The organism is Lachnospira sp. CLA-JM-H23 (genome assembly GCF_040096425.1).
GTDB classification, from domain to species: Bacteria; Bacillota; Clostridia; order Lachnospirales; family Lachnospiraceae; genus Lachnospira; species Lachnospira rogosae.
The window spans coordinates 99,741-122,310 of record NZ_JBBMET010000006.1 but is presented as its reverse complement, the minus strand read 5'-3'; the positions used below and the strand labels follow the sequence as shown (position 1 = coordinate 122,310).

The 22,570-nt window shown below is 37.0% G+C and carries 16 protein-coding genes; 2 read left to right on the top strand and 14 right to left on the bottom strand.

Translation table 11 applies throughout. From position 1 onward, the window contains the following. Positions 1–77: 77 nt before the first annotated feature. The 4 genes from spoIIR to WMO42_RS09140 all read right to left on the bottom strand — a co-directional run bounded on the left by spoIIR (position 78) and on the right by WMO42_RS09140 (position 4,569). A complete protein-coding gene (gene spoIIR, locus WMO42_RS09155) occupies positions 78–716 on the bottom strand; it encodes a stage II sporulation protein R (RefSeq protein WP_022502391.1) in 639 nt (212 codons plus the stop codon). A 593-nt stretch (positions 717–1,309) separates the two neighbouring features. Then, positions 1,310–1,978, bottom strand: coding sequence for a GntR family transcriptional regulator (locus tag WMO42_RS09150; protein ID WP_022502390.1), 669 nt, complete (start codon positions 1,976–1,978; stop codon positions 1,310–1,312). A gap of 23 nt (positions 1,979–2,001) precedes the next feature. Then, the gene (gene ispE / locus WMO42_RS09145) at positions 2,002–2,865 is read right to left on the bottom strand and encodes a 4-(cytidine 5'-diphospho)-2-C-methyl-D-erythritol kinase (protein WP_022502389.1); all 864 of its coding nucleotides are present in this window, start codon (positions 2,863–2,865) and stop codon (positions 2,002–2,004) included. Positions 2,866–3,099: 234 nt separating this feature from the next. Then, a complete protein-coding gene (locus WMO42_RS09140) occupies positions 3,100–4,569 on the bottom strand; it encodes an MATE family efflux transporter (RefSeq protein WP_082421656.1) in 1,470 nt (489 codons plus the stop codon). Between the two features lie 181 nt (positions 4,570–4,750). Between WMO42_RS09140 and WMO42_RS09135 the strand changes: the two genes are divergently transcribed. After that, positions 4,751–5,578, top strand: a complete 828-nt coding sequence (locus tag WMO42_RS09135) for a helix-turn-helix domain-containing protein (protein WP_055176898.1) — start codon at positions 4,751–4,753, stop codon at positions 5,576–5,578. A gap of 124 nt (positions 5,579–5,702) precedes the next feature. Further along, complete coding sequence (locus WMO42_RS09130; RefSeq protein ID WP_055176896.1) at positions 5,703–6,311, top strand: hypothetical protein; 609 nt, start codon at positions 5,703–5,705, stop codon at positions 6,309–6,311. 115 nt (positions 6,312–6,426) lie between these two features. Here the strand turns inward: WMO42_RS09130 and WMO42_RS09125 are convergent, their stop codons facing one another. The 10 genes from WMO42_RS09125 to WMO42_RS09080 all read right to left on the bottom strand — a co-directional run bounded on the left by WMO42_RS09125 (position 6,427) and on the right by WMO42_RS09080 (position 22,563). Then, complete coding sequence (locus tag WMO42_RS09125; protein ID WP_349192099.1) at positions 6,427–7,827, bottom strand: LuxR family transcriptional regulator; 1,401 nt, start codon at positions 7,825–7,827, stop codon at positions 6,427–6,429. 86 nt (positions 7,828–7,913) lie between these two features. Continuing rightward, positions 7,914–9,503 (bottom strand): DUF3794 domain-containing protein, encoded by a 1,590-nt coding sequence (locus tag WMO42_RS09120; protein ID WP_055176890.1) that lies wholly within the window; start codon positions 9,501–9,503, stop codon positions 7,914–7,916. Positions 9,504–9,654: 151 nt separating this feature from the next. Next, positions 9,655–10,131 (bottom strand): protease complex subunit PrcB family protein, encoded by a 477-nt coding sequence (locus tag WMO42_RS09115; protein ID WP_349192097.1) that lies wholly within the window; start codon positions 10,129–10,131, stop codon positions 9,655–9,657. Between the two features lie 53 nt (positions 10,132–10,184). Next, entirely contained in the window at positions 10,185–11,540 is a 1,356-nt protein-coding gene (gene glmM / locus WMO42_RS09110) for a phosphoglucosamine mutase (protein ID WP_022502382.1), read from the bottom strand. 25 nt (positions 11,541–11,565) lie between these two features. After that, a complete protein-coding gene (locus WMO42_RS09105; RefSeq protein WP_022502381.1) occupies positions 11,566–12,306 on the bottom strand; it encodes a polyprenol monophosphomannose synthase in 741 nt (246 codons plus the stop codon). Between the two features lie 108 nt (positions 12,307–12,414). Then, a complete protein-coding gene (locus WMO42_RS09100; protein WP_055176880.1) occupies positions 12,415–13,716 on the bottom strand; it encodes a hypothetical protein in 1,302 nt (433 codons plus the stop codon). Positions 13,717–13,737: 21 nt separating this feature from the next. Next, positions 13,738–16,644, bottom strand: a complete 2,907-nt coding sequence (locus WMO42_RS09095) for a YfhO family protein (RefSeq protein ID WP_349192095.1) — start codon at positions 16,642–16,644, stop codon at positions 13,738–13,740. Between the two features lie 23 nt (positions 16,645–16,667). Beyond that, the gene (locus tag WMO42_RS09090; RefSeq protein WP_349192093.1) at positions 16,668–19,040 is read right to left on the bottom strand and encodes a type I phosphomannose isomerase catalytic subunit; all 2,373 of its coding nucleotides are present in this window, start codon (positions 19,038–19,040) and stop codon (positions 16,668–16,670) included. 39 nt (positions 19,041–19,079) lie between these two features. Next, on the bottom strand, positions 19,080–20,765 hold the full coding sequence (locus tag WMO42_RS09085) for a hypothetical protein (protein ID WP_349192092.1): 1,686 nt from the start codon (positions 20,763–20,765) through the stop codon (positions 19,080–19,082). 226 nt (positions 20,766–20,991) lie between these two features. Beyond that, entirely contained in the window at positions 20,992–22,563 is a 1,572-nt protein-coding gene (locus WMO42_RS09080; protein ID WP_055176871.1) for an MBOAT family O-acyltransferase, read from the bottom strand. Positions 22,564–22,570: the final 7 nt, after the last annotated feature.

Genomic DNA, 22,570 nt, shown 5'->3' with positions numbered 1-22,570 from the left:
TAATCTTCTGATACTTACAATTATTTTATGTTTATAATTAATTTTACATTATTTATAGGTTATTTTACATTTACAGCTTATTTCTTATTTAAAAATTTAAGATACTTGAATCTGTACTGTACCTTTTCTCCAGACACTACCCTGTACTCATCTTCTGTCAGTACATTTTTAAGCTCATCCTTTGACTCATCCGGCACAACACCATATACTGCATCCACAAAACATAATGGTGGATATAATACGCACCACCAGTTCCTGCCTGAAGCCTCTCCTATATCTATTCTAAATGCCTCATATTCCCCTGGCGGAAATGTCATATCCCCGTAGCTTTTCATCGGAAAATAGCAATTTTCAAAATAAACGCTTACATCTTCCTTACTTCCAAGGCTCCTAAGCTTATCAACAGCAACATTCTTTATATTATCACTCTCATCACTTAAAATCTGTCTTGACTCCTCTAATGATACGGATTGTGAAAGCTTCGGACTTATATAATCAAGCACCGCTGCCTTAACAAGCATTTTATTATTCTGTGCCTCCTCAGAGTCGTCATTCGCCCTTATATGAAATCTTATAATCTGCGAAGCTATATCTTTTTGCATAAATGCTGCATAAGTATCACTATACAATCGTATTCCTACAATTACAAGCATAATAATGCTTAATGCCAGTATAATATAAGTTGATTTTGCACTTTTTTCATTTAATTTTAACATATATACCCCCTTGTTTGCTGGTAGTTTCTGGATGGTGGTGGGAAGCGGAGATGCTTATGCACGGAAAGTGTGACGGACGGATAGTGTTAGTGTGACGGACGGACGTTGTTACATACGGACGTTGTGAGGACTTACTATATTACCGCTGGGCACGCCCCCGCTACTTGAAACCGTAGCGGACACGTAAGCGGCTAAGGAACAGCCGCTAAGTGCCGACGGTTTCAACAGTACCCAGCTTGCAATATAGTAAGTTCTCACAACTGGGTAGCGACTATTCTACAATCGTCGCTTCCCACCTCCACCTAACAGCTGTCCTGCAATCCACACTTCCGACAACCTGCCACCACCAGAAATAACTTTCCATTAAATTATCCACTCACCTAAAGGCTTTCACCGCTGCGTGCGACACTTAAACGAAAGCGGGTCGCCGTTGCTTTTGCTGCTTTTTAACATCCCCGCCACAACCTTTAAGATGTACCAGATAATTTATATGGAAATTATCCCCAAAAAATAAAAAGCTATACCCACCCCTATCATTTTCATAGTATGGTGAATACAGCTTTCAGTTTTCAATAAATCACAATTTTATTTAATTATATGTTAAGAAGTCTTATAATTCCCCTTTCCTGATTAGTAATATGCTGTCTTACTATAACCTTGGCTTTTTCGACATCCTTATCGGCAAGCTGCCTGATTATATCGTTATGCTCACTTATAAGTATAGAATGTGTTCTTGCATCTTTAACATATTCAAGACGATATCTGTACATCTGCTCACTAAGACTGTTGACAAGCTGGATAAGTCTCTGGTTGTCTGTCATTGAATATATAATATTGTGGAATGCCACATCTGCATTAACTATAGCAACTACATCTTTAGATACAATAGCGGCTTCAAATACCCTGTTAGCCGTCTTTAACTCCTCTATATGTTCAGGTGTTACATTCTTGCAGGCAAGTGTTGCAGCAAGTTCTTCTAACGCCGAACGCACCTCAAGGACATCTCTCATATCCTTTACAGTTATATGTGCAACCTCAGCACCTTTTCTTGGAATCATAATAACAAGGCCTTCAAGCTCTAACTTTCTGATTGCTTCTCGTATAGGTGTACGGCTTACTCCAAGCTTGTTAGCAAGCTGTATCTCCATAAGTCTTTCGCCAGGTTCCATCTCTCCTGTAAGAATAGCCTGTCTTAATGTATTGAATACAACATCTCTTAATGGAAGGTATTCGTTCACATCCATTTTTAATTCGCCTTTCATTGTCTAATCCTCCGTGTAGTAATTTAATTAAATGTCTCTGTTATATATACCTGTCTTGCATCTCCCTGACGCTTTAAATATTCTTTACAATTAAGTGCTGTCTGCTCATCAGGAAATATTCCAAATACTGTAGGACCACTTCCACTCATCATAGCATTGTATGCACCCTGACTTATCATATCCTTCTTTATCTTATCTATAACCGGATACAACGGAATAGTCACATCTTCTAACACATTGCCCATACGCTCGGCAATCTTTATTACACTGCCCTCATTAATTGCCTCTATAATTCCATCTATATCAGGATGCTTTGTGATTGCACCTGAATCCAGACTGTCATACACCATCTTAGTCGATACATTAATAGGTGGCTTTGCTACAACCATATGACAAAATGGCATAGGTGCAAGTCTTGTAAGCTTCTCTCCTATCCCTTCTGCAAGTGCAGTTCCTCTCATAATACAGTATGGAACATCAGCTCCAATCTTAACTCCCTGCTCCATAAGCTCCCTGTTAGAAAGTCCAAGATTGAACAGCTTATTGATAGCAAACATAGCAGAAGCTGCATCTGTACTTCCTCCAGCCATACCTGCTGCTATCGGTATGAACTTATTAAGGTCTACCTCTATTCCCCCCGAAAAGCCATACTCATCTTTCATAAGCTTGTATGCTTTATATATGAGATTATTCTCATTAACCGGAAGAAACTTAAGATTAATATCAATCCTTATATCGTCTTCTGGTATCTTATTAATTATAAGACGGTCATATATACCTACTGTCTGCATAACCATTCTTACATCGTGATATCCATTATCTCTCTTTCCTAACACATCAAGTCCAAGATTAATCTTGGCACGTGCCTTTAATCTAATTGAGTCCATATTCATATCTCCAATATTGTATACATACATCTATTATATAAAACAGATTGTACAAAATCAAGTACATACTTTCAATTTCATATGATTATTACTAATCACCAGAAAATATATCCTGCAGAATGAATTATATATAACTATGATGCCATTTTTATTAACAAAAAATTCCCGAAACCAGAACAATCCGGCTGGCTTCGGGAACATTTATAGGGAGCACAATATTTACTTGTAATCTGATTAATTAACTGTCTGTATATTTGAAGAAACTTTTATATCTGAATCAGCCTCATTAAGAGACTTTACCTTTTCGTCTGAATTATTGCCTTCATCCTGTGTCTTTTCTATTTTAATAGTTGATTTCTTCCATATTCCTGTCCAATAGAGTATGTAGAGTATCAATGCTGATGTGGCATTACTTACAACTACCGCATACCACACACTCTCAACGCCCATTCCAAGCACATTAGCACATACCCACAATGTCAGGAACCTGAATATCCATATTCTTGTCGCATCAACTGCCATTGTTATCATGGTATGTCCACAGCCCTGAAATAACCCCTGCGTTACATTATAAAATGCATTCGTCCAGCAGCATATTGCCATAATTGACAGGAACTGTGTCGCAAGAGGCACTACCTGTTCATCTGATGTGAAAAATCTTACCATTGGTTCTGCTATGAATCTTCTTGAAAGTATCATTCCACATATGAATAAGAATACAGCTCCTATTCTCAGTGCAATATGGTATGACTTATCAGTTCTTTTAATATTGCCTGCACCCATATTCTGACCGACTATTGTAGATATTGCAGAGCCTATTCCACTTGCCGGCATTGTAATAATACTGTTAATCTTATTACCGATACCATAAGCTGTTGTAGCTGTCGGACCATAGGCATTAACATTTTTAGTCATAAGAAGAAATCCGAACTGCATTGTACTTCCACCTATTGCAGTTGGCAGACCAATTTTTAATATAGCAAGCACTTTATTTTTATCAAATTTGAAGTTCTTAAAGTTAATTCTGACAAGCTGGTTATTTCCCCTAAGTACAAGAACTCCAATAATCGCACTCGGTATCTTAGCAAGCAGTGTAGCAAGTGCCGCACCACCTATTCCCCAGTTGAATATAACAAGGAATAATGGGTCAAGTATCAGATTGATAGATACCCCAAGTATATTAAGAAGCAGAGGTCTTACTGTGTCGCCCTGTGCCTGCTTGACCGAAGTAAACAGATTAATCATAAAAAGAAATGGAAGGTCTAACACTACAATTCTTATATATGTAAGTCCATATCTATATATTTCACCCTCAGCACCAAGCCATTTTACAAGTCCTGGTGACACAAGCCAGCATATAAATGCACATACAACCGAAAATCCAAGCGATGTTATACATATATGATTAGCCATAGAGTTCGCCTGTTTGTCTTCTTTCGCACCAAGGTACTGCGATATAAGAATAGCACCCGCTGTCGTTATGCCTGCTCCAAAGTTAATAAGAATATTCTGGAATGGTGACACAAGCGTTATAGCTGCCTGATTAGCTGTTCCTATCTTTCCAAGCCAGAACGTATCTGTAAGATTATACATTGACTGTATAAAGCTGTTAATCATAACTGGTATTGCCAATGTAAGAATTGCCCTGATAAGATTCCCGTTAAGAATCATATCTCTCTTGCCAGCACTTATTGGTCGTGCCATATTTAATCCCTTCTTTCCCAATAATCTATTGCATTTTTTCTCTTTTTTATATAATATATTAGCATAAAAAACAGTGATTTCCACTTATAAATACTATTATTTAATTAACTTTACAGAAAATGTATCCTAATTTCTTACATAAGTATTTTTATAAATACTTTTTTTACACTGGAGGCTTAATATGATACAGGATATGCAGAAGAATTTTGAAATCAAAAAAATTAAACGCTCGGCATTTAAAGCTAAAAAGGTTCACTCACACCCTTTTCACGAACTTTTTTATCTTGCCCGCGGTGAATGTACGGCATTTATCAGCCACAATATATACAAATTCCACCACGGAGATATTGTAATCGTCCCTGCCGGAACAATCCACAAGACTGATTATACAGGAAAAGGTATGCACGAGCGAATTGTAATAAGCTTTAAGCCAACCGTCACAGAATGGCTCAACAATGTTGTCGGCACGGATATCGTGTCTGATGTTATGCAGGCAGGTGTTATCTCAATACCAGAAAAACGAAGAGATTATATAGAAAGCCTTCTTGAAAAGCTCCTCTTTGAAAATGAAGGACAGGATCCTTTATCTCCCGGCTTTGTAAGCGTTGCACTCGCCGAGCTTATGCTTTTTATAACCCGTTGTAAGAATTATGAAGAAAATGTAATAAAAGAGATTGACGTTAATAACAGAATTATGCAGGAGGTTGCAACTTACATTTACAACCATTACAGCGAAAGGCTTATACTTGAAGATGTGGCGAAAAAATTCAATCTCAGCCGTTCGTATCTTTCAAAGAAATTCAAGAGCGTTACCGGCTTTGGTTTTAAAGAATATATAATAAATGTCCGCATACAACACGCCTGCGAACTTCTTCTTAACACTAACAAATCAATAACTGATATTGCATTTGAGTGTGGTTTTAATGACAGTAATTATTTCGGCGATGCTTTCAGGCGTACCAAGGGTATTTCACCTAATAAATACAGAAAAAATAAAGAACATATGTAAATAAAGCCTTACAAACAGCCGATTATATATATAAAGCCACGGATGGTTTTATCAGATTGCTTTTATAAGCATTTAACTATTAATTATTACAAATTGTGCGTATGCACAGAAACGGAGGAATAATATGGAATTAAACGGAGTTAATTCTTATTACACAGGCTATGCTTCAACAGCCAGCCAGACTAATAAAGACAACAAGACATCAGGAACAGCTTCTGCTAATAATTATTCAGATACTGCTGCCACTTATGAATCTTCTAAAGGCCAGACTGTTTCATCTGCTACATCAAAATCAACCAATCCTTCTTTAGTAGCACAGTTAAAAGCTGACTCTGACAATCGTATGCAGCAGTTACAGTCACTCGTAAGCAAGATGTTTGAAAAGCAGGGAATTACAATCGGAACTGCTGATGATATGTGGAAAGTACTTGCCAGCGGCAACTTCACAGCAGATGCTGATACAATTGCCAAGGCTAAAGAAGATATTTCAGAGGACGGATATTGGGGAGTTAAACAGACATCATCAAGAATCTTTGATTTTGCAATGGCTCTTGCTGGTGATGATGAAGAAAAGATGCAAAAGATGAAAGCCGCTGTAGAAAAAGGCTTTAAGCTTGCAACCAAATCATGGGGCAAAGAACTTCCAGACATAAGCAAGAATACATACAGTGCTGTTATGGACAAGTTCGATGATTATTTTGCTTCCAAGAAGACATCAACTGACACAGAATAAATCATAACCAACACAGAATAATATTATAATAACAAAGGCAGGAAAGTAAGAACCTCTTAAGCAATAACTTAAAGTTTCTCATATTCCTGCCTTTTTATTTTCTTTAATTGATAATCTAATTCTCACTCCACGAATAGTAGAACTGTATAAGTCCTATTCTTGAACTTGTATCGGTCTTTTCATTGATAGCTGAAATGTGCCTGTACAATGCAGACCTTGACATACACAGCGTGCTGGCAAGTTCGGATACATTTCCGTCCGACTCTGTTAATACCTGAAGAACCTCTTTTTCCCGCTCTGTAAGTGAATATGCCTGAACAAATCTTTCTAATTTATAATTTACAGCAGGTTCAGTACTAACCGGCTCTTTAACACTAATTACAAGCTGTGTAGAATAAGCATAAATAGCAACGCTTATTAATGCAAATAAAACAAGTGCGACAACGCTTATTATCATTGTGTTTGCACTTGATAAAAGCAGTACTGATGTAAAGCTTGTTATAACTGCTCCTGCATTATTGACTGCCCTGCCCATTCCAGCCCATAATTCTGGAATATCTGTATTGTATGAGAACTGAATAAACATTGTTGTAAAGTATACAACGAAAAATCCAGCCGACATATAAAATGCAACAAGTCCTATCATAAACGGACCACCAAGTTCTATTACTGCCACACACATAACTGAAAGAAGTGTGACACAGTACATAATAATATTAATAAACGCTCCTTTATTAATTCCAAACACATATCCTGCAACAAGACCGCTTACAGCAAGGATAACTCTTGGTGTTTGTCCAATATCAACACTTCCTTCCGCGTGTACAAGTGTTACGGCATTATCAAGTGTTGAAAATATACAAGTCATAAGTGCAACTATAATAATAAGCGTTATCCCTGCCGTTTTCTCATTCTTATAGACAATATACGAAGCTCTTCCATCAGCTGCTCTGGCACTATTAGCAGCCATGCTGTCAGTTCCAAAGCCGTAATACACAAGCACTATAAGCCCCACGCACAGCATTATACTTTCAGCTAAGTTATTATTAACGATATTATTAGCAATAAATTGTATAAGCACTCCAAGTGCATATGCAATTCCTATCGCATAGGATACCGGCATAGAATAGTTGCTTATATTAACTGCAAGTGAATAGTGCACGGCACTTCCTACAATTCCCATTATAGCAAAGAATACACAACCGCTTATGAATATTGAGACATAAGAGCTGTGTGTACCCATAACTGCTATACATATTATGCCAGTTATTACTGCACATACTTTAAATATGTGCAGTAACAGCATATTATTATTCTTTCTGTATACACGCTTTAACAACGGATACATAAGAAATCCGGCGACACTTACACCCAGAATATAATTCTGTGCATTTACTACTCCATTTGAATTTATAACATATAACATCATATTATCATACATATATTCTGTACCAAGGAATACATAATTAAATAATGCAATAATGATAATGTTAATCATTGGTACTTTATTCTTCATATTAATCTCCATTTCTAATTCACGCAATCCTTATGAATACATCCGAAGTTTCGAAGAAACTTCTAAGTGACTACGAAGTAGTCATATTATACCATTGCTTTTCTCACAAGTAAAAGCTTTGTTCCTGCTGGAATTATATCCGAATCAACAAGTCTTTGTATAGTGCTGTTTTCCTCCCTCATCAAATCCCCTGTTGTGTCATATTTCTTGGCTATATCCCATACTGTGCATTTACCGTCAGATATATAACCCACCATTGAAGGGAGTGCCGAATAATCAACATTTTCTCTCTTATTGCACTCACACTCGTCAATGACATTAATATTAAATGGCTCAAAGCAAATCGTATCCAATGCGATTACTGCTTTAACCTCAATCTGTGCACTGCTGTTCATTGATGCCTGAAGCTGTTCTATTGACGGTCTTATCGTATATTCTATCAGATTCTTATTATATTCCTTTAATTCAACTACCGTTGTGAATGGAATTACTGAATTAATGCTTCCCATTGGAGAATTATCATCAGAAGTTATGTAGAATATATTAACTATCACAGCACCCATTATCTCTATTCCCTCAGGAATACATTCGTAACTGTCAATCTGTACATTAGCCGTTGCATTGACTATCTGCATAAGATTAATGTAATCTTCTACCTTGACATTACCTGAAACCCTGCATTTATTATTGTTTCTTATAATAAGCTTCTTTAACTGCTGTGTTTCCTGCTTAATATCAACATCAAAGCCCGGAATATACATATCCCACATAGCATTGCGACTGCACTCCTCATAAGATTTAATATCCATATCAAGTACCAGCTCAACAGCAACATCCCTGTTATTGCCGTCATAATCCGGTCTTACCTCTACATTTTTACTTATTACATTGTAACCAACATACGATATTCCATCAGGATTTGCTCCGCTCACATCTATTATTCCAGTAAATGGTGTGCTTGTTTCATACCATTGCACCTGTCCTGCCTCATCATCAGCAATATACATAATAAATACATTCAGCTCACCGCTTACACTTAGTCCATCCTCTGTCATTCTTGTGTTGACATTTCTTACATCTACATCGTCCCATACAAGACTTCCTATATCTGCCTTTCCATTAGGAACTGACACAGTTTCCTTAATTCTTAAGTTATCTTTCATATTAACGTCAGCCTGCACATATTCAAAATCCTTTAACAAAAGTTCTGCGTTACAGTCACCGTCCTCAATTCCTGTTGATATGGAAATATTCTTAATCTCCTCACATGTTACCGTCAAAGCCACAATTGCCTTTACACTTATCTTTCTTGAATTAATGGATTTAATTGTCAGATCCTCAAGCTGTGCCTTGCAATTTACATCAAGCCCTGTAGCATCACACGACAGATTGACATTTTCAAGAAAATTAAGTGAACCATCCATTCTTACCGGTATAAATCTTTTATCGTTCTCACTGCTTCCTGTATACATAATCGCAAATACAAGTGTTCCGTCAATCTGGGCTTTATCCTGATTAACCCTCACACCGTTAACTACTGCCATTCCCCATTCTTTGACAATTAAATCAATATCCGGTTTGCTATCCATAACATTAAAATCATCATCAAGAGTAATCTGGGTTGTATTAGTACATTTTATAACATATTCGTGAATATTTTCGTGTTTAAGATTCACAACAGACCTCCCAATATACATTTCTTATTCAATATATGCACTCTTTCCTAAGCATATTACTTAATCTGCTGTTATTCTCTTTTATTAATAATCTGACTGCAAAGTGTTTATATATCGTTTAATCTATAATATTTCATCTGCATATTATAATCTACATCTTGAACACTACTGACTCGTCACGTTTTTCATATTTCAACACAATATATGGAGTTGTGCTTACTTCATTTACCTGCTCTCCCTCTGCTGGTCCTATAAGCTTAAAATCTGCATATACCGCATTACCACTCACATATACATCATCTACTCTTATGCTGTATCCAGACGTCTCCTTAGTTCCATATCCTGCAACAATATAGGTATAGTCCTTTGTTGTATAAGTCAGTCTTAAGGTGGACTGCTTCTTATTGTCTATAAGCTTCTTTAATTCTGTTGGTAAATCTTCGTTCTCAACAACTGTATAGTCAATCTTCTCGTGATTATCTGCCTGACCACCTGAACACGCCATACAAAAGCTTATTGCAAGCATAAGTGCCACTACAGCTGTGATGTTAAGAAACATATGCTTTCTCATAAAGACATTTTTCCTAATAAAATGCTTCTTATACTTAAACTGCTGATAACTTCCCATAAAAAATCCCTGTTAATAAGACTTGTTATCATCTTATTAACAGGGTCGTTAATTTATTCTACCGCATAACCTTTTTCTTTGATTACTGCTATTACATCATCAACATATTTCTCACATTCTTCGTGAGTGCCAGCCTCAACCATAACTCTTACAACCGGCTCTGTTCCGCTTTCTCTTACAAGAATTCGTCCATCATTGCCAAGACTTTCTGCTACCTTGTCAACTGCCGCCTTAACATCTGTATCGTCCTGTGCTGCTGTCTTGTCATATACACGGATATTCTTAAGCACCTGTGGATATATCTGAAGTGAAGCTGCAAGCTGTGAAAGCGTCATCTTCTTGGCTATCATAACCTCCATCATCTTAAGTGCTGTTATTATGCCATCACCTGTAGTTGCATATTTGCTGAATATGATGTGTCCTGACTGCTCACCGCCAAGACGATATCCGTTATTAACCATACATTCATATACATACTTATCGCCAACCTTAGTCTTCGCATAATCTATTCCAGCCGCATCAAATGCTTTATAAAGTCCGAAGTTAGACATTACTGTTGTAACAACTGTATTGTCTATAAGCTTTCCTCTTTCTTTCATATAACATCCATAAATATATAATATATGGTCTCCTGTTATAACATTGCCATTCTCATCTACACAAAGACATCTGTCGGCATCGCCGTCAAATGCAAAGCCTGCATCAAGATGTTCCCTCTTAACAAGATCCTGTAAGCCTTCTATATGTGTAGAACCACAGTTAGTATTAATATTAGTACCATCTGGACTGGCATTAATCACATAAGTCTTAGCCCCAAGTGCGTCAAATACTGCTTTTGCAAGTGTCCAGGCACTTCCGTTAGCCGCATCAAGACCTATTCTCATACCCTTAAATGAATATATTGCAAGGCTCATAAGATAACCCATATACCTGTTACGTCCAGCAGTATGGTCTACTGTACAGCCTATATTTTCTTTAGTGGCATAAGGTATGTTCTCCGGTTCGCCATCAAGATACTTCTCAATCTCACTTATGACATCTTCTCTCATCTTCTCACCCTTGCTGTTGATGAGTTTTATTCCGTTATCATAAAATGGATTGTGGCTTGCAGATATCATAATTCCGCAGTCAAAATCTTCTGTTCTTGCTATATAAGATACGCTTGGTGTTGTTGTAACGTGCAAAAGATAAACATCAGCTCCTGAGGCTGTAAGACCTGCAACTAATGAATACTCAAACATATAGCTGCTTCTTCTTGTATCCTTGCCTATTACAATCTTAGCCTTGCCATCCTCTTTATCCCTGCCATAATACCAGCCAAGAAATCTTCCTACTTTAAATGCGTGATCAACCGTAAGGTTTACATTAGCTTCACCACGAAATCCATCTGTACCAAAATACTTACCCATTATTACTCCTTCCAGTTACAAAAGCTTATTCTGCCATCATCTTTTCTGTTGACCAGATTTCCACTTCATATTTATTAGCCTTGTTGTATCTCTTTCTAAGATCCTTAAGCTGCTTTAAATATTCCATTGTAACCTTACCTGAAAGCTTAGATTCGCCCTCTGTTCTCTGCTGGAACTTATATGGAATTTCAACTACCTTCTTATATGAACCCATTGCAAGAACTTCGACCATAATCTTCCATCCAATTGGCTGAAGGTCTGCTCCTTCAATCACTTCACGTCTGAACATAAAAAGACCACTTGTTGGGTCAGATATCTTTCTAAGACAAGGAAGCATCCACTGTCCTATCTTTCTTGCTGTGCCAGATACGAACTTTCTGTACCAGTTAAGTCCACCGTCATCTCCACCAGGTATAAGACGGCTTGGTATACAGAAATCAGCACCGCTTTCCATAGCCTTATACATATATTTAAGTACAATTGGTGGGTGCTGTAAATCAGCATCCATACAAGCCATATACTCACCCTTGGCAAGTTCAAATCCCTTAAGAACTGCTGTTGCAAGACCTGTTTCACCTGTTCTGTGTTCAAGTCTTATCTGTGGAAAATCCTTAGCTACTTCCCTGATTACATCAGGTGTATTATCTTTACTATCATCTACGAATAATATTTCATAATCAATTCCCTTAAGTGCATCATCTATCTGTGTCACCAGATTTCTAATATTCTTTCCCTCATTAAATGTAGGCACAACTACTGATAACATATATTTTCTCCTTTTAATATTCTTATACCAGATTAACTCCAGTATATATAATTGTAATTTAAAAAGCGTGTTAATTATAATACCAATATATAAAGATAGCAAGTCTTTTCACATAAGCAGACCATCCCAGAAGTACCATGCCGATATTACAACAATCTCAACTATAGACAACAACGTAATTATTCCATACCGTACATACCTGTTACAGCCTGCGATTATCTCTGCCACTCCTATATATATTACAAATGAACCCATTATAAATCTCAACGTACTCATAACGCTTGATGTAAGCGGAATAAGAAGTACTATTATTCCAAATATTCCAAGTGCATAATGCTTCTTTCTTATCATCGCTGCATAAAGCATAAGTGTTATAACGCAGAGCCAGCCAAGTATTATTCCATTGAGTGTCTTAACTCCTGATGCCGCTGAGAGCTGCCCTGTACACGACTTAAACAACACTCCGATTACCGGAAACATTTTCTGTGTCCTCCACGCTCTCTGGACGTGGTAAAATGCCCACGAATCACCACAAAAGTATCTCAGATAATTCATATATATGAATATGCCAAGAGGGCTTATCATAATAGCCACAAGCTTCTTTGGTTCTTTTATGACATTTTTAATAAAAGTTCTTATAACACTGGCTAAGCTTATATTTCCAGCTATCAGAATACCAGCTTCTTCTGTAAGCATACACTTATCTATTATACCAGCTTCTTTATTATCTTTCATTTCTGAATTATGCTTAGCCCTGCACTCTGCACAGGTCTCCATAAACATATATGTTATAAGCACAAACACAAGCATACAGCCAACAATTCGTGTTGCACTTGCCATCGCCGCCGCTATTCCTGCCGCCATATAATTATGTCTGGCAGAGTTATAGAAGCAGAGTATAACACACAATATGAATAGTGCTTCTGTATACATAGCACCATAGTACACGGCAAATGGTCCTGCAAGCATAAGAAATATAATAATATCCTCAACTGTCTTTTTATTATATTTCTTCATATCAAGCTCTATATCTGCATACTTAACCGCATAATACACTGCTATAATTATACATATGTTGGAAACTGTCATTCCAACGGCATATGTATCTATACTTCCCATTGTGACAAGTCTTACTGCCATACACACAAGAGGGTATAGCGGGAAAAAAGCCCAGCTTGCCATACCTGATGACTTAGGAGGCTGGTAACCATTCTCCACAATCCCTTTATACCACTCTGCATCCCACGGATTCATATAATACAGCCATTGGTGCGGCTCATCAGCAATAAGATTCATCACCGGAACCATTAGAAGCATAACTGCCCTTGAAATAAGCCATACTGCTATTATCTTCACCAAAAGCCTTAACTGTTCATTATCTTTATAGTATCCTGCTACTGCTTTAAACATTCACAACCCCAATATCTGTTATTACAATATATACTGTATATTCGCAATCACGCTGGCAACAAGTGGAATTGCAAACATAACAACTGCAAGCACTGCAATTATTGCAAGATATACACCACTTGCACACATTCCTAACCACTGAGGAACATTTATCCCTCTCTTATGGTCAATAACCATAAGAACTATCATAACAATAAGAATAATCAAAGATATAATTATTCCTGCGTTTCTTCCTGATGGTTTAAATGTAAATACAATCTCATTACTTCCGTCATTAATATTAACTCCTGTAAATATTCCAGCAATCTCGTCTGTATCACACTTTACTCCATTAACTGTAACTGTCCAGTTATCACTCTTAATGATTGGAATTATTGCATAATTATCATTACCGCTTCCGTCAACCTTTATAGTAACTGAGTTATTAGTATATGTTACATCACTCTGCTTATCAGCGTATTTATCGCACAGTGACTGCATTTTATTAAGGTCAATTCCTGCGATTGTGACAATCGACTTATCCGTGATTGCATTACCTGCTGAATCATATGGTCTTGTATATTCTACCTGAACCTCAATATCTTCATCATAAAATGTTCCAAGATATATAAGTCCGTTATTATAATCCGTTGTGTAATACTTATTTTTTACATTCCCTATTGTCGGTATTGCAATCTCTTTACCATTAACAGTTATCTTTACACTTCTGAAAAGATTAGATACATTGGCATCCGAGTCGCCTATATTACGGTCAGTTACACTCATATATACAGCCTTTGTTCCTGTTACAGAATCCTTATAAGTCTGTATGATATGCTTATTCTGCGTTGTTCTGTAATCTTCCAGATTATCAGAAGCTATATTATCTTCTGCAACATGATTATTATTTACAGTAATCTCTTTAGTATCTGTAAGAGTACCATATTCCGTAACAATACCACTTGAATCATGGCTTAATGCACTATACATAATATTGTGCATATATATCCAGTCCTTTGAGCAGTTATTATCATTATAATCTTCTGACTCTACAGACATTGTTGCTTCATTCTTAGTAAAATCTTTGTTAAAATCTACATTTTTTACAGATGAGTCTGTAACCATTGCAAATGGCAGCTGGTAATTAGCTGTATAAAGCTTATACTGACAGCCATCAGTTCCAACCTTCTTAAGTGTATACAATGAACTGTCTAATCTGTTGACATTAACAGCCTCCGTAATGTGTATAAGAGCATCGCTGAATACCGTATTACCTGAATCAAGCATCCAGAGGAAATACTTTGAATGTCCCCATCTTACTGTCTGCTTCTGGCTGTCCTTCTGAAGAGCTGCCGTAAAGCTTGACATTGCACCTCTCTTCATAACAAGAGGGTAGTTGGCATTAAAGCTTAAATCCGGATTAGTTATTCTGTCTACCGGTGATGAGGCTATTTCAAGATTATTAGCCGCTTCCACTGCAAGCTGTACATAATCTCCATACTGATATGGCGTATAAGTATAGAACTTAGGTGGACCTGTCATAGCGATGGCACCTATAATTATCTCAACAGCCATTAATCTTATAATACTGTTAATTCCATATCCGTCTTTTCTAACTATTACATTAATTATATGCGCAACAAGCATAATTGCGAATACTGCTATAAAAAATACAAATGCCCTCTCGTAGGAATTAACCGGAATATACTTATATCCAAGTGCAAATGCAACGCATACTACCACACACACTGCACTTAATATTATATTCTTCTTTTTATCTTCTTTGCTATCTGCAACTATAGTATCTGCATACATTGCTGCAAGACATATGAATGTAAATGCTATAATAAATCCATTTCTTAATGTATATCCATTATATGAACCAAAATGCCACATAATGTTAGTACCCTCTGCAACTGCCTGAATAACCATTATTGCAAAGAGTGATACTGCATACCAGTTACGCTTTCTTAAATCTATATCCATCTTATACCGCGGTAACTTTCTGCTTCTATGTATGCCTGTAAATATAAGCACAAGGAATATTCCCATACCATAGAACATCATTATTCTTTCAAATTCGCCAAGACTGAAGCTTCTGAATGTCGGATTAGAAATCCATGACATATACTGCTGTACAAGGCTTAATGAGTTACCGGTTCTCTGTGACTGTGAAAGCTGCGAGAATACCGGAAGAAGCACAAAGGCTGAAAGTCCAATTCCCGTAAATGTACCTATCCCTAAGTTCCACGCACATTTTCTTCTCTCTTCTTTATCACATCTGAATATAATATACATTCCACCGGCAAGGAGTATGTATACAACTGACATTGCACTGATATAATAGTTAATAACAAATAACAATGCCAGCATAAGAATATAGAAAAACTTCTTTCCTGTCTTTTCCATAACATCTAAAGACATCATAAGAAGTGGAAATAAAGCAACTATATCCATCCAAGGTGTAAAACATGAAGCATATAAAAGCACATAGCCACAAAATGTGTATGCAAGTGCAAATATAACTTTAGTCTTATATGTTAATTTCTTATATCTTCTATTAAGAAATGCATACATTGTAACTGACATAACAAACATCTTAACAAGTGTAAGAATTGATATGAATTCCAATATATAATCTCTTGGACATAGATATAAAAGCAGGTTAAATGGACTGAACATTGAGAACGCTGATATACTCATACTCACATTAGTTCCAAGTCCTGTATACCAGTCAAACCACACACTTGCATCACCATGCATAGCATCCCACAAATGTGCATACAGTGGAGCAACCTGCTGCATATTATCAAATAAATCTATTCTGTTACTTCCAAAAGGCCATATTCCCTTTACAATAAGAACAAATATCATAACAAGTAGTGTTATAATTCCAGGAATAAGATATGAAGCTATCTTTCTTCCCTTTTTATCAGAACTGTTATTCATTCAAATCCTCCGTTCCCATCTGATTATACATGTGTAATTATACAGGTTGATCTGCCATTTACGACAACATTTCTCTTGCCTGCATTAATAAAGAAGCTTTCTCCAGCCTTAAACTTAAGTTCCTTGTCATTGTCATCTGTCATAATTGTTCCTTCACCGTCAATTACAATTACTGACAGGAATGAAGCTTCATCAACTGGTATCTTAGCTTCATCTTCTATTTCATACTTGATAACTTCAAAATACTTGCACTGTACAAGTCGCTTTGACATATAATGCTCATTATGTGCAAGCATAACATTACATTTGTTATCCTTCTCATACTTAACCGGATTAACGACATCTAATGACTTGGCAATGTGAAGCTCACGCGGATTACCGAATTTGTCACGTCTGTCATAATCATACATACGGTATGTGCAGTTAGAATTCTGCTGTATTTCACATATAAATATACCTGCACCTATCGCGTGGATGGTGCCAGCCTTTACCATAACAACATCACCCTTTTTAACCTCTATCTTGTTAAGAATTTCTGTTATTGTATTGTTCTTTATACGTTCTTCTATCTCTTCTTTAGAAGAAGCTCTTGAAAGTCCGCAATACAGATATGCACCAGGTTCTGCATCAAGCACATACCACATTTCGTTCTTTCCATATTCATTCTCGTTCTCCAGTGCATACTCATCATCCGGATGTATCTGTATTGATAATGCCTGCTTGGCATCAATAAACTTTATAAGTACTGGGAATCTGTCCTGTGCCTGACATTTCCAGCCTAATGCTTCCTTGCCAATTATTGAAAGATAATCATTAAAGAGCATACCCTTATAATATCCTTCTGCAATACGGCTCTGTCCGTCTGGGTGTGCAGAAAGCTCCCAGCTTTCTCCTATGACATCATAATCACATTTCTTGCCATATACATCTCTTATCTTAGTACCGCCCCAGAGGTTATCCTTAAATGCCGGGTCAAGCTTGACAATCGGACAATTATCTTTTCTTACATAATTGCCGCCATTATCTGATGAATCCTGTCCATATATCTTAACCATATCATTATCAAGGATTGAATCACCAATTCCAACCTCTATAATGACAACATTAGAGTCTGTCTTGTTAGCAACCTTATGCTTAACACCGATTGGCACGAATATACTCTCATACTTATGGTAATCTTTAGTTTCTGTACCTATTGTAATAGTAGCTGTACCTTCAACAACTGACCAGTATTCTGCCCTTAATTCATGCTGGTGAAGATTCATCATCATTCCTGGAAATACTGTAACCTTCTTAACCTTATAACCATTAGAATAATTAAGAAGCTCGTGTATACCCCATTCCCTATAGGAGATACGATTATAATCAAAGTATGTTTCATATTGGTCAAGATTGTCTTTAATAATCTCTTTAATATTATCAGCAGATTTCTTTGATGAAATGTATACAGCATCTTCTGTATTGACAACTACCATATCTCTTAAGTCATTAGCAACTACAAGCTGTCTTTGCGCGTTGTTAATTACTGATATATTACTACAGTCATTCTTAATTATATTGTCAGGCTTATCATCACTATGGTGCATTTCAATATCACATACATTATCGATATCTTTCCATAAAATGTCAGCCTCTACTACTTTGAGATTGTCACAGTGTTCAAGAACAAGTGTTTCTATGCTTCCTGTAACTATGTCCTTCATTACATTTTCTGAGAAACGTATAGCCCTTCTTATAGCTGGAACTTTTCTCTTAGCTGTACGGCAGGCTGTATACAATTCAGGACATTTCTTTCTTGTGATATTAACCATATCACCTGCCCTGAACACAAGTATTCCACTATTCCATAGATACCCCTCCTCATATGAATAGCAGTCTGCAATCTCAGATGTTGCATCATCAAAATCAACATTTGATAATATCTTAATTACATCATTGCCATCTCTCTTGATATATCCAAGATTCTTCGCCTGATATTCAGGCTTAACTCCAACTGCCGCAATTACGCCTTTCTTTGCTATCTCTTTAGCTCCTATGATGGCATCCTTGTATCCATCACCATCAATAAAATTGTCTGAATTAACAACTAATACAAATTCAGTTGGATTGGCAAACATTGTTCCAAGCATAATTGCCGCTGCTGTGCCCTTAGCTGTGCCCTCAAGAATAACTCTGTATTTCAGGCTCTGGAACGCCTTCATCTGTCCGTTTACAATATTCTTATATGCCTCATTAGTTACTATAATAAATTCATCACAATAAGGCAGATTTCTAACAACCGTTTCCTGTAAAAGTGAACGGCCTTCCTTAAATTTCATAAACTGTTTAGGATAATTTTTTCTGGACAATGGCCATAAACTATCGCCACTTCCACCTGCAAGAATTACACACTTCATGCAAATGTTCCTCCATAATTGTTATTTTTGCCCATCATTTTAATTAGCTGATACACCAGAAGCTGCTGATTTAACTGTGTCTGATGAACCTGAACTGCTTGAACTGCCGCTTCCTGTGCTGCTTCCACTTGCTCCGTTATCTGTGCTTCCACCTGTAGTAGTGCTTCCGCTTGCTCCGCTGTCTGTGCTTCCGCCTGTAGTGCCGCTTCCGCTTGCTCCGCTGTCTGTGCTTCCGCCTGTAGTGCCGCTTCCACTTGCTCCGCTGTCTGTGCTTCCGCCTGTAGTACCGCTTCCGCTTGCTCCGCTGTCTGTGCTTCCGCCTGTAGTGCCGCTTCCGCTTGTTCCGCTGTCTGTGCTTCCGCCTGTAGTACCGCTTCCACTTGTTCCGTTATCTGTGCTTCCGCCTGTAGTACCGCTTCCGCTTGTTCCGTTATCCGTACTTCCTGTGTCACCACTTCCACTTGTTCCGTTATCTGTGCTTCCGCCTGTAGTGCCGCTTCCGCTTGCTCCGTTATCTGTACTTCCTGTGTCACCACTTCCATTGGTATCATTGTCTGTGCTTCCACTATTATCTGAACTAGTATTTCCTGTGATGCTATCATCATCAGATGTATTAGCTGTTGTCCTATTGGTTGTATTATTAGAACTGCTGCCAGTAGTACTTTGTGTTACATTCTCAGTCTGCTTCTGTGTAGTCTGTTCTTCTGTGCCTGCCTCAGTTGAAGCTGTTGCCGCCTCATTCTTCTTATTATTCTTCGTTGCAGCCTGTTCTGTTGTATACTGCATATTCTGGTATTCATAAGAAGCACTCTTCTTATTGCTCTTGCCAGCCTTAACTGATACAACAAGAATAATAATAAGAATAATAACTATTACACCACCTGCAATCCATGAAACCATCATTCTTGCCGGAAGTGTGAGTGCTGGAAAAAGTCTTTTAATGAATATTGTAACAGCATTTTCCTTTAATCTTTTTCCTGTTTTTCTGTATACAGAACTTACAGCTTCTCTTTCTCTATAATCATCATTATTATTATTCTCATCATAACCATAATCACTGTCATCATACTCTTCATCAGAATAATCACTTTCATCTAATGAATTGTAATCATTATCAGCGACTGCTGCCATATCATTATTATCGGCATTACCAGCTGTTTCATAACCTAATACATAACTTCTTATGCCTGCTAACCAGCCGCTTATATAAGAACTGTCAACATCGGTTACGCTCTCAATCGCATCAACAGAAAGCATCTCATAAGCGTATAATTCTGTAAGCGACATTTCTATCTCTGATAAATTTCTAAAGCTCTCCTCCTGCTGGTCAAATGACTTAGGGCTTCTGAAGGCTATTGCCTTCTGCTTCATATATGTAACGAATTCTTCATCATCCTTAATATGAGTATATTCATATTCTCCTGTTGGTGCATTATTCCTTAATTCTTCTGCATTCTCACTTACCACACTTGTAAAGAAGAACGCAGATGCAATTGTTGCAACCTGCTTATGAATATTTCTTTCAAGGTTAAAATCACCTATTCTCTTACATATCTCAATAAGTGCCTTCTTTGCCTGGGTCATACTCTTTTCTTCGTTCTGATATACAGGGTATGCTAAAGCGTATACCTCTTTGTAAATCTTATTGCATAGTTCCTTTTTCTCAGCTTTTCCGTCAATCACATCCTGTACTAACTGTGAAAGCCCGTCATCTTTATTACTCATATTCATCTCCTGATATAATATTCTTACTAACGTACCAAACCTTAAAATAAGAACACTTTATGTGTGCCTTCACTATCTACTCCGTTATGAACAGAATAAATGTGAAAATGCTCCACTTAGGCATTCATATATTATTATACCACCTCCCACAATAATTGTCACTACAACAAAAAAACAGCAAATAAGCGGCTATAACCTGATTTTCGCCACTCATTTACTGTAATTATTAAAAATTAGCATATATAAAATCTGATGTTGTGCTTGTACTTCCATATATAAGTATAAACATTATAAATCCTATATATATAATCCATCTTATTACAATATTATATGATGCTATTGTTTCTCTTATGTTAATCCCCTTTTCTTTTAACAGACTGACAACAAATATAATAATACAGCCTGCTATAACAATTAGCAAATCCTGACTTGTAAGCCCTACAGCTTTAACAGCCGCCATTGAAAGCTGTGATATATGTGCCTTTGTAACTGTCTGTACCAACATAGCATTAGCAGCTCTTAAATCATTTGCCATATCAAAATAAAAGCCTATATTGACAAGAATAAATGTCCTTATAATGCAGAAGCCCTGATACCACCATTTCTTAGGATTGATATGAAGCTTTTCCTGTATCTTTGCATATACAGGTGCTAACATTCCACTTCCTGCAACAATTACGCCATTATATATACCATACATTATGTACTTCCACGCTGCTCCATGCCATACACCTACAACAAAGAACACCAAAATGTCAGCAAGTCCTACAGGAAGAAGCTTTCCAACATTGTTACCAAATTTCTTCTTGCTCCACTTGCCGAATTTAGCCATACTCTTAGATAAAGAAAATGGATAGAATATGTAGTCCTTCATCCATGTACCAAGCGTTATGTGCCATCTTCTCCAGAACTCACTTATTGAGCGTGAGAAATATGGCTGTCTGAAATTCTCATCCATTGTAATTCCAAACATCTGTGCAATTCCTATGACAATATCAATTCCACCGGAGAAATCTGCATAAAGCTGTATGCTATAAAGAAGCACTCCTAACACATTGTACCATCCGCCATAATTCCAGTAATTATGGAATATGAGAAGGACTGCCGCATTTACCCTGTCAGCAAGTACCATTTTCTTAAAAAAGCCCCATAGTATTCTCTGGACACCGAACTGCAATTCTTTTAAATTGTAGCTGTGTCCTTCATACAACTGGCTTCCAAGTCTTTCATATCTTCCAATCGGTCCTTGTAAAAGCTGCGGAAAAAATGAAACAAATAATGCGTGCTTAAAGAAATTGCCCTGAGCCTTATGCTTGCCTCTGTATACATCAACAACATAACTTATTGACTGGAATGTATAAAACGATATGCCAAGCGGCAGTGTCAGATTAAGAACTCCTATCTGCTTTCCACTTCCAAAAAGTCTTAAAACTGCATCTATATTTCCAAGCATAAAATTGGTATACTTCATAATCCCAAGCATTCCAAACGCTATAAGTACCATAGCTAGTACTATTTTTTTCTTTTTACGGACAATATTTTTCTTGAAATCTTTCTTTTCTTCCCTGCTTATTCCGTCCTGCGGTTTCTGCTCATTCAATCTGTCCAGAAGAATTCCGCCCCTGTATGTAACATATGTTGTCAGTAATAACATCCACACTGTCGAGATATCATAAGAAGCATAATATACATAACTTATTATAAGAAGCCATATCCATTGCAGCTTTTTAGGTATCACATAATATATAATAACTGCCGCTGCTATAAACAGAAAGAACTCAAAAGTCGTAAATGACATATCTTTC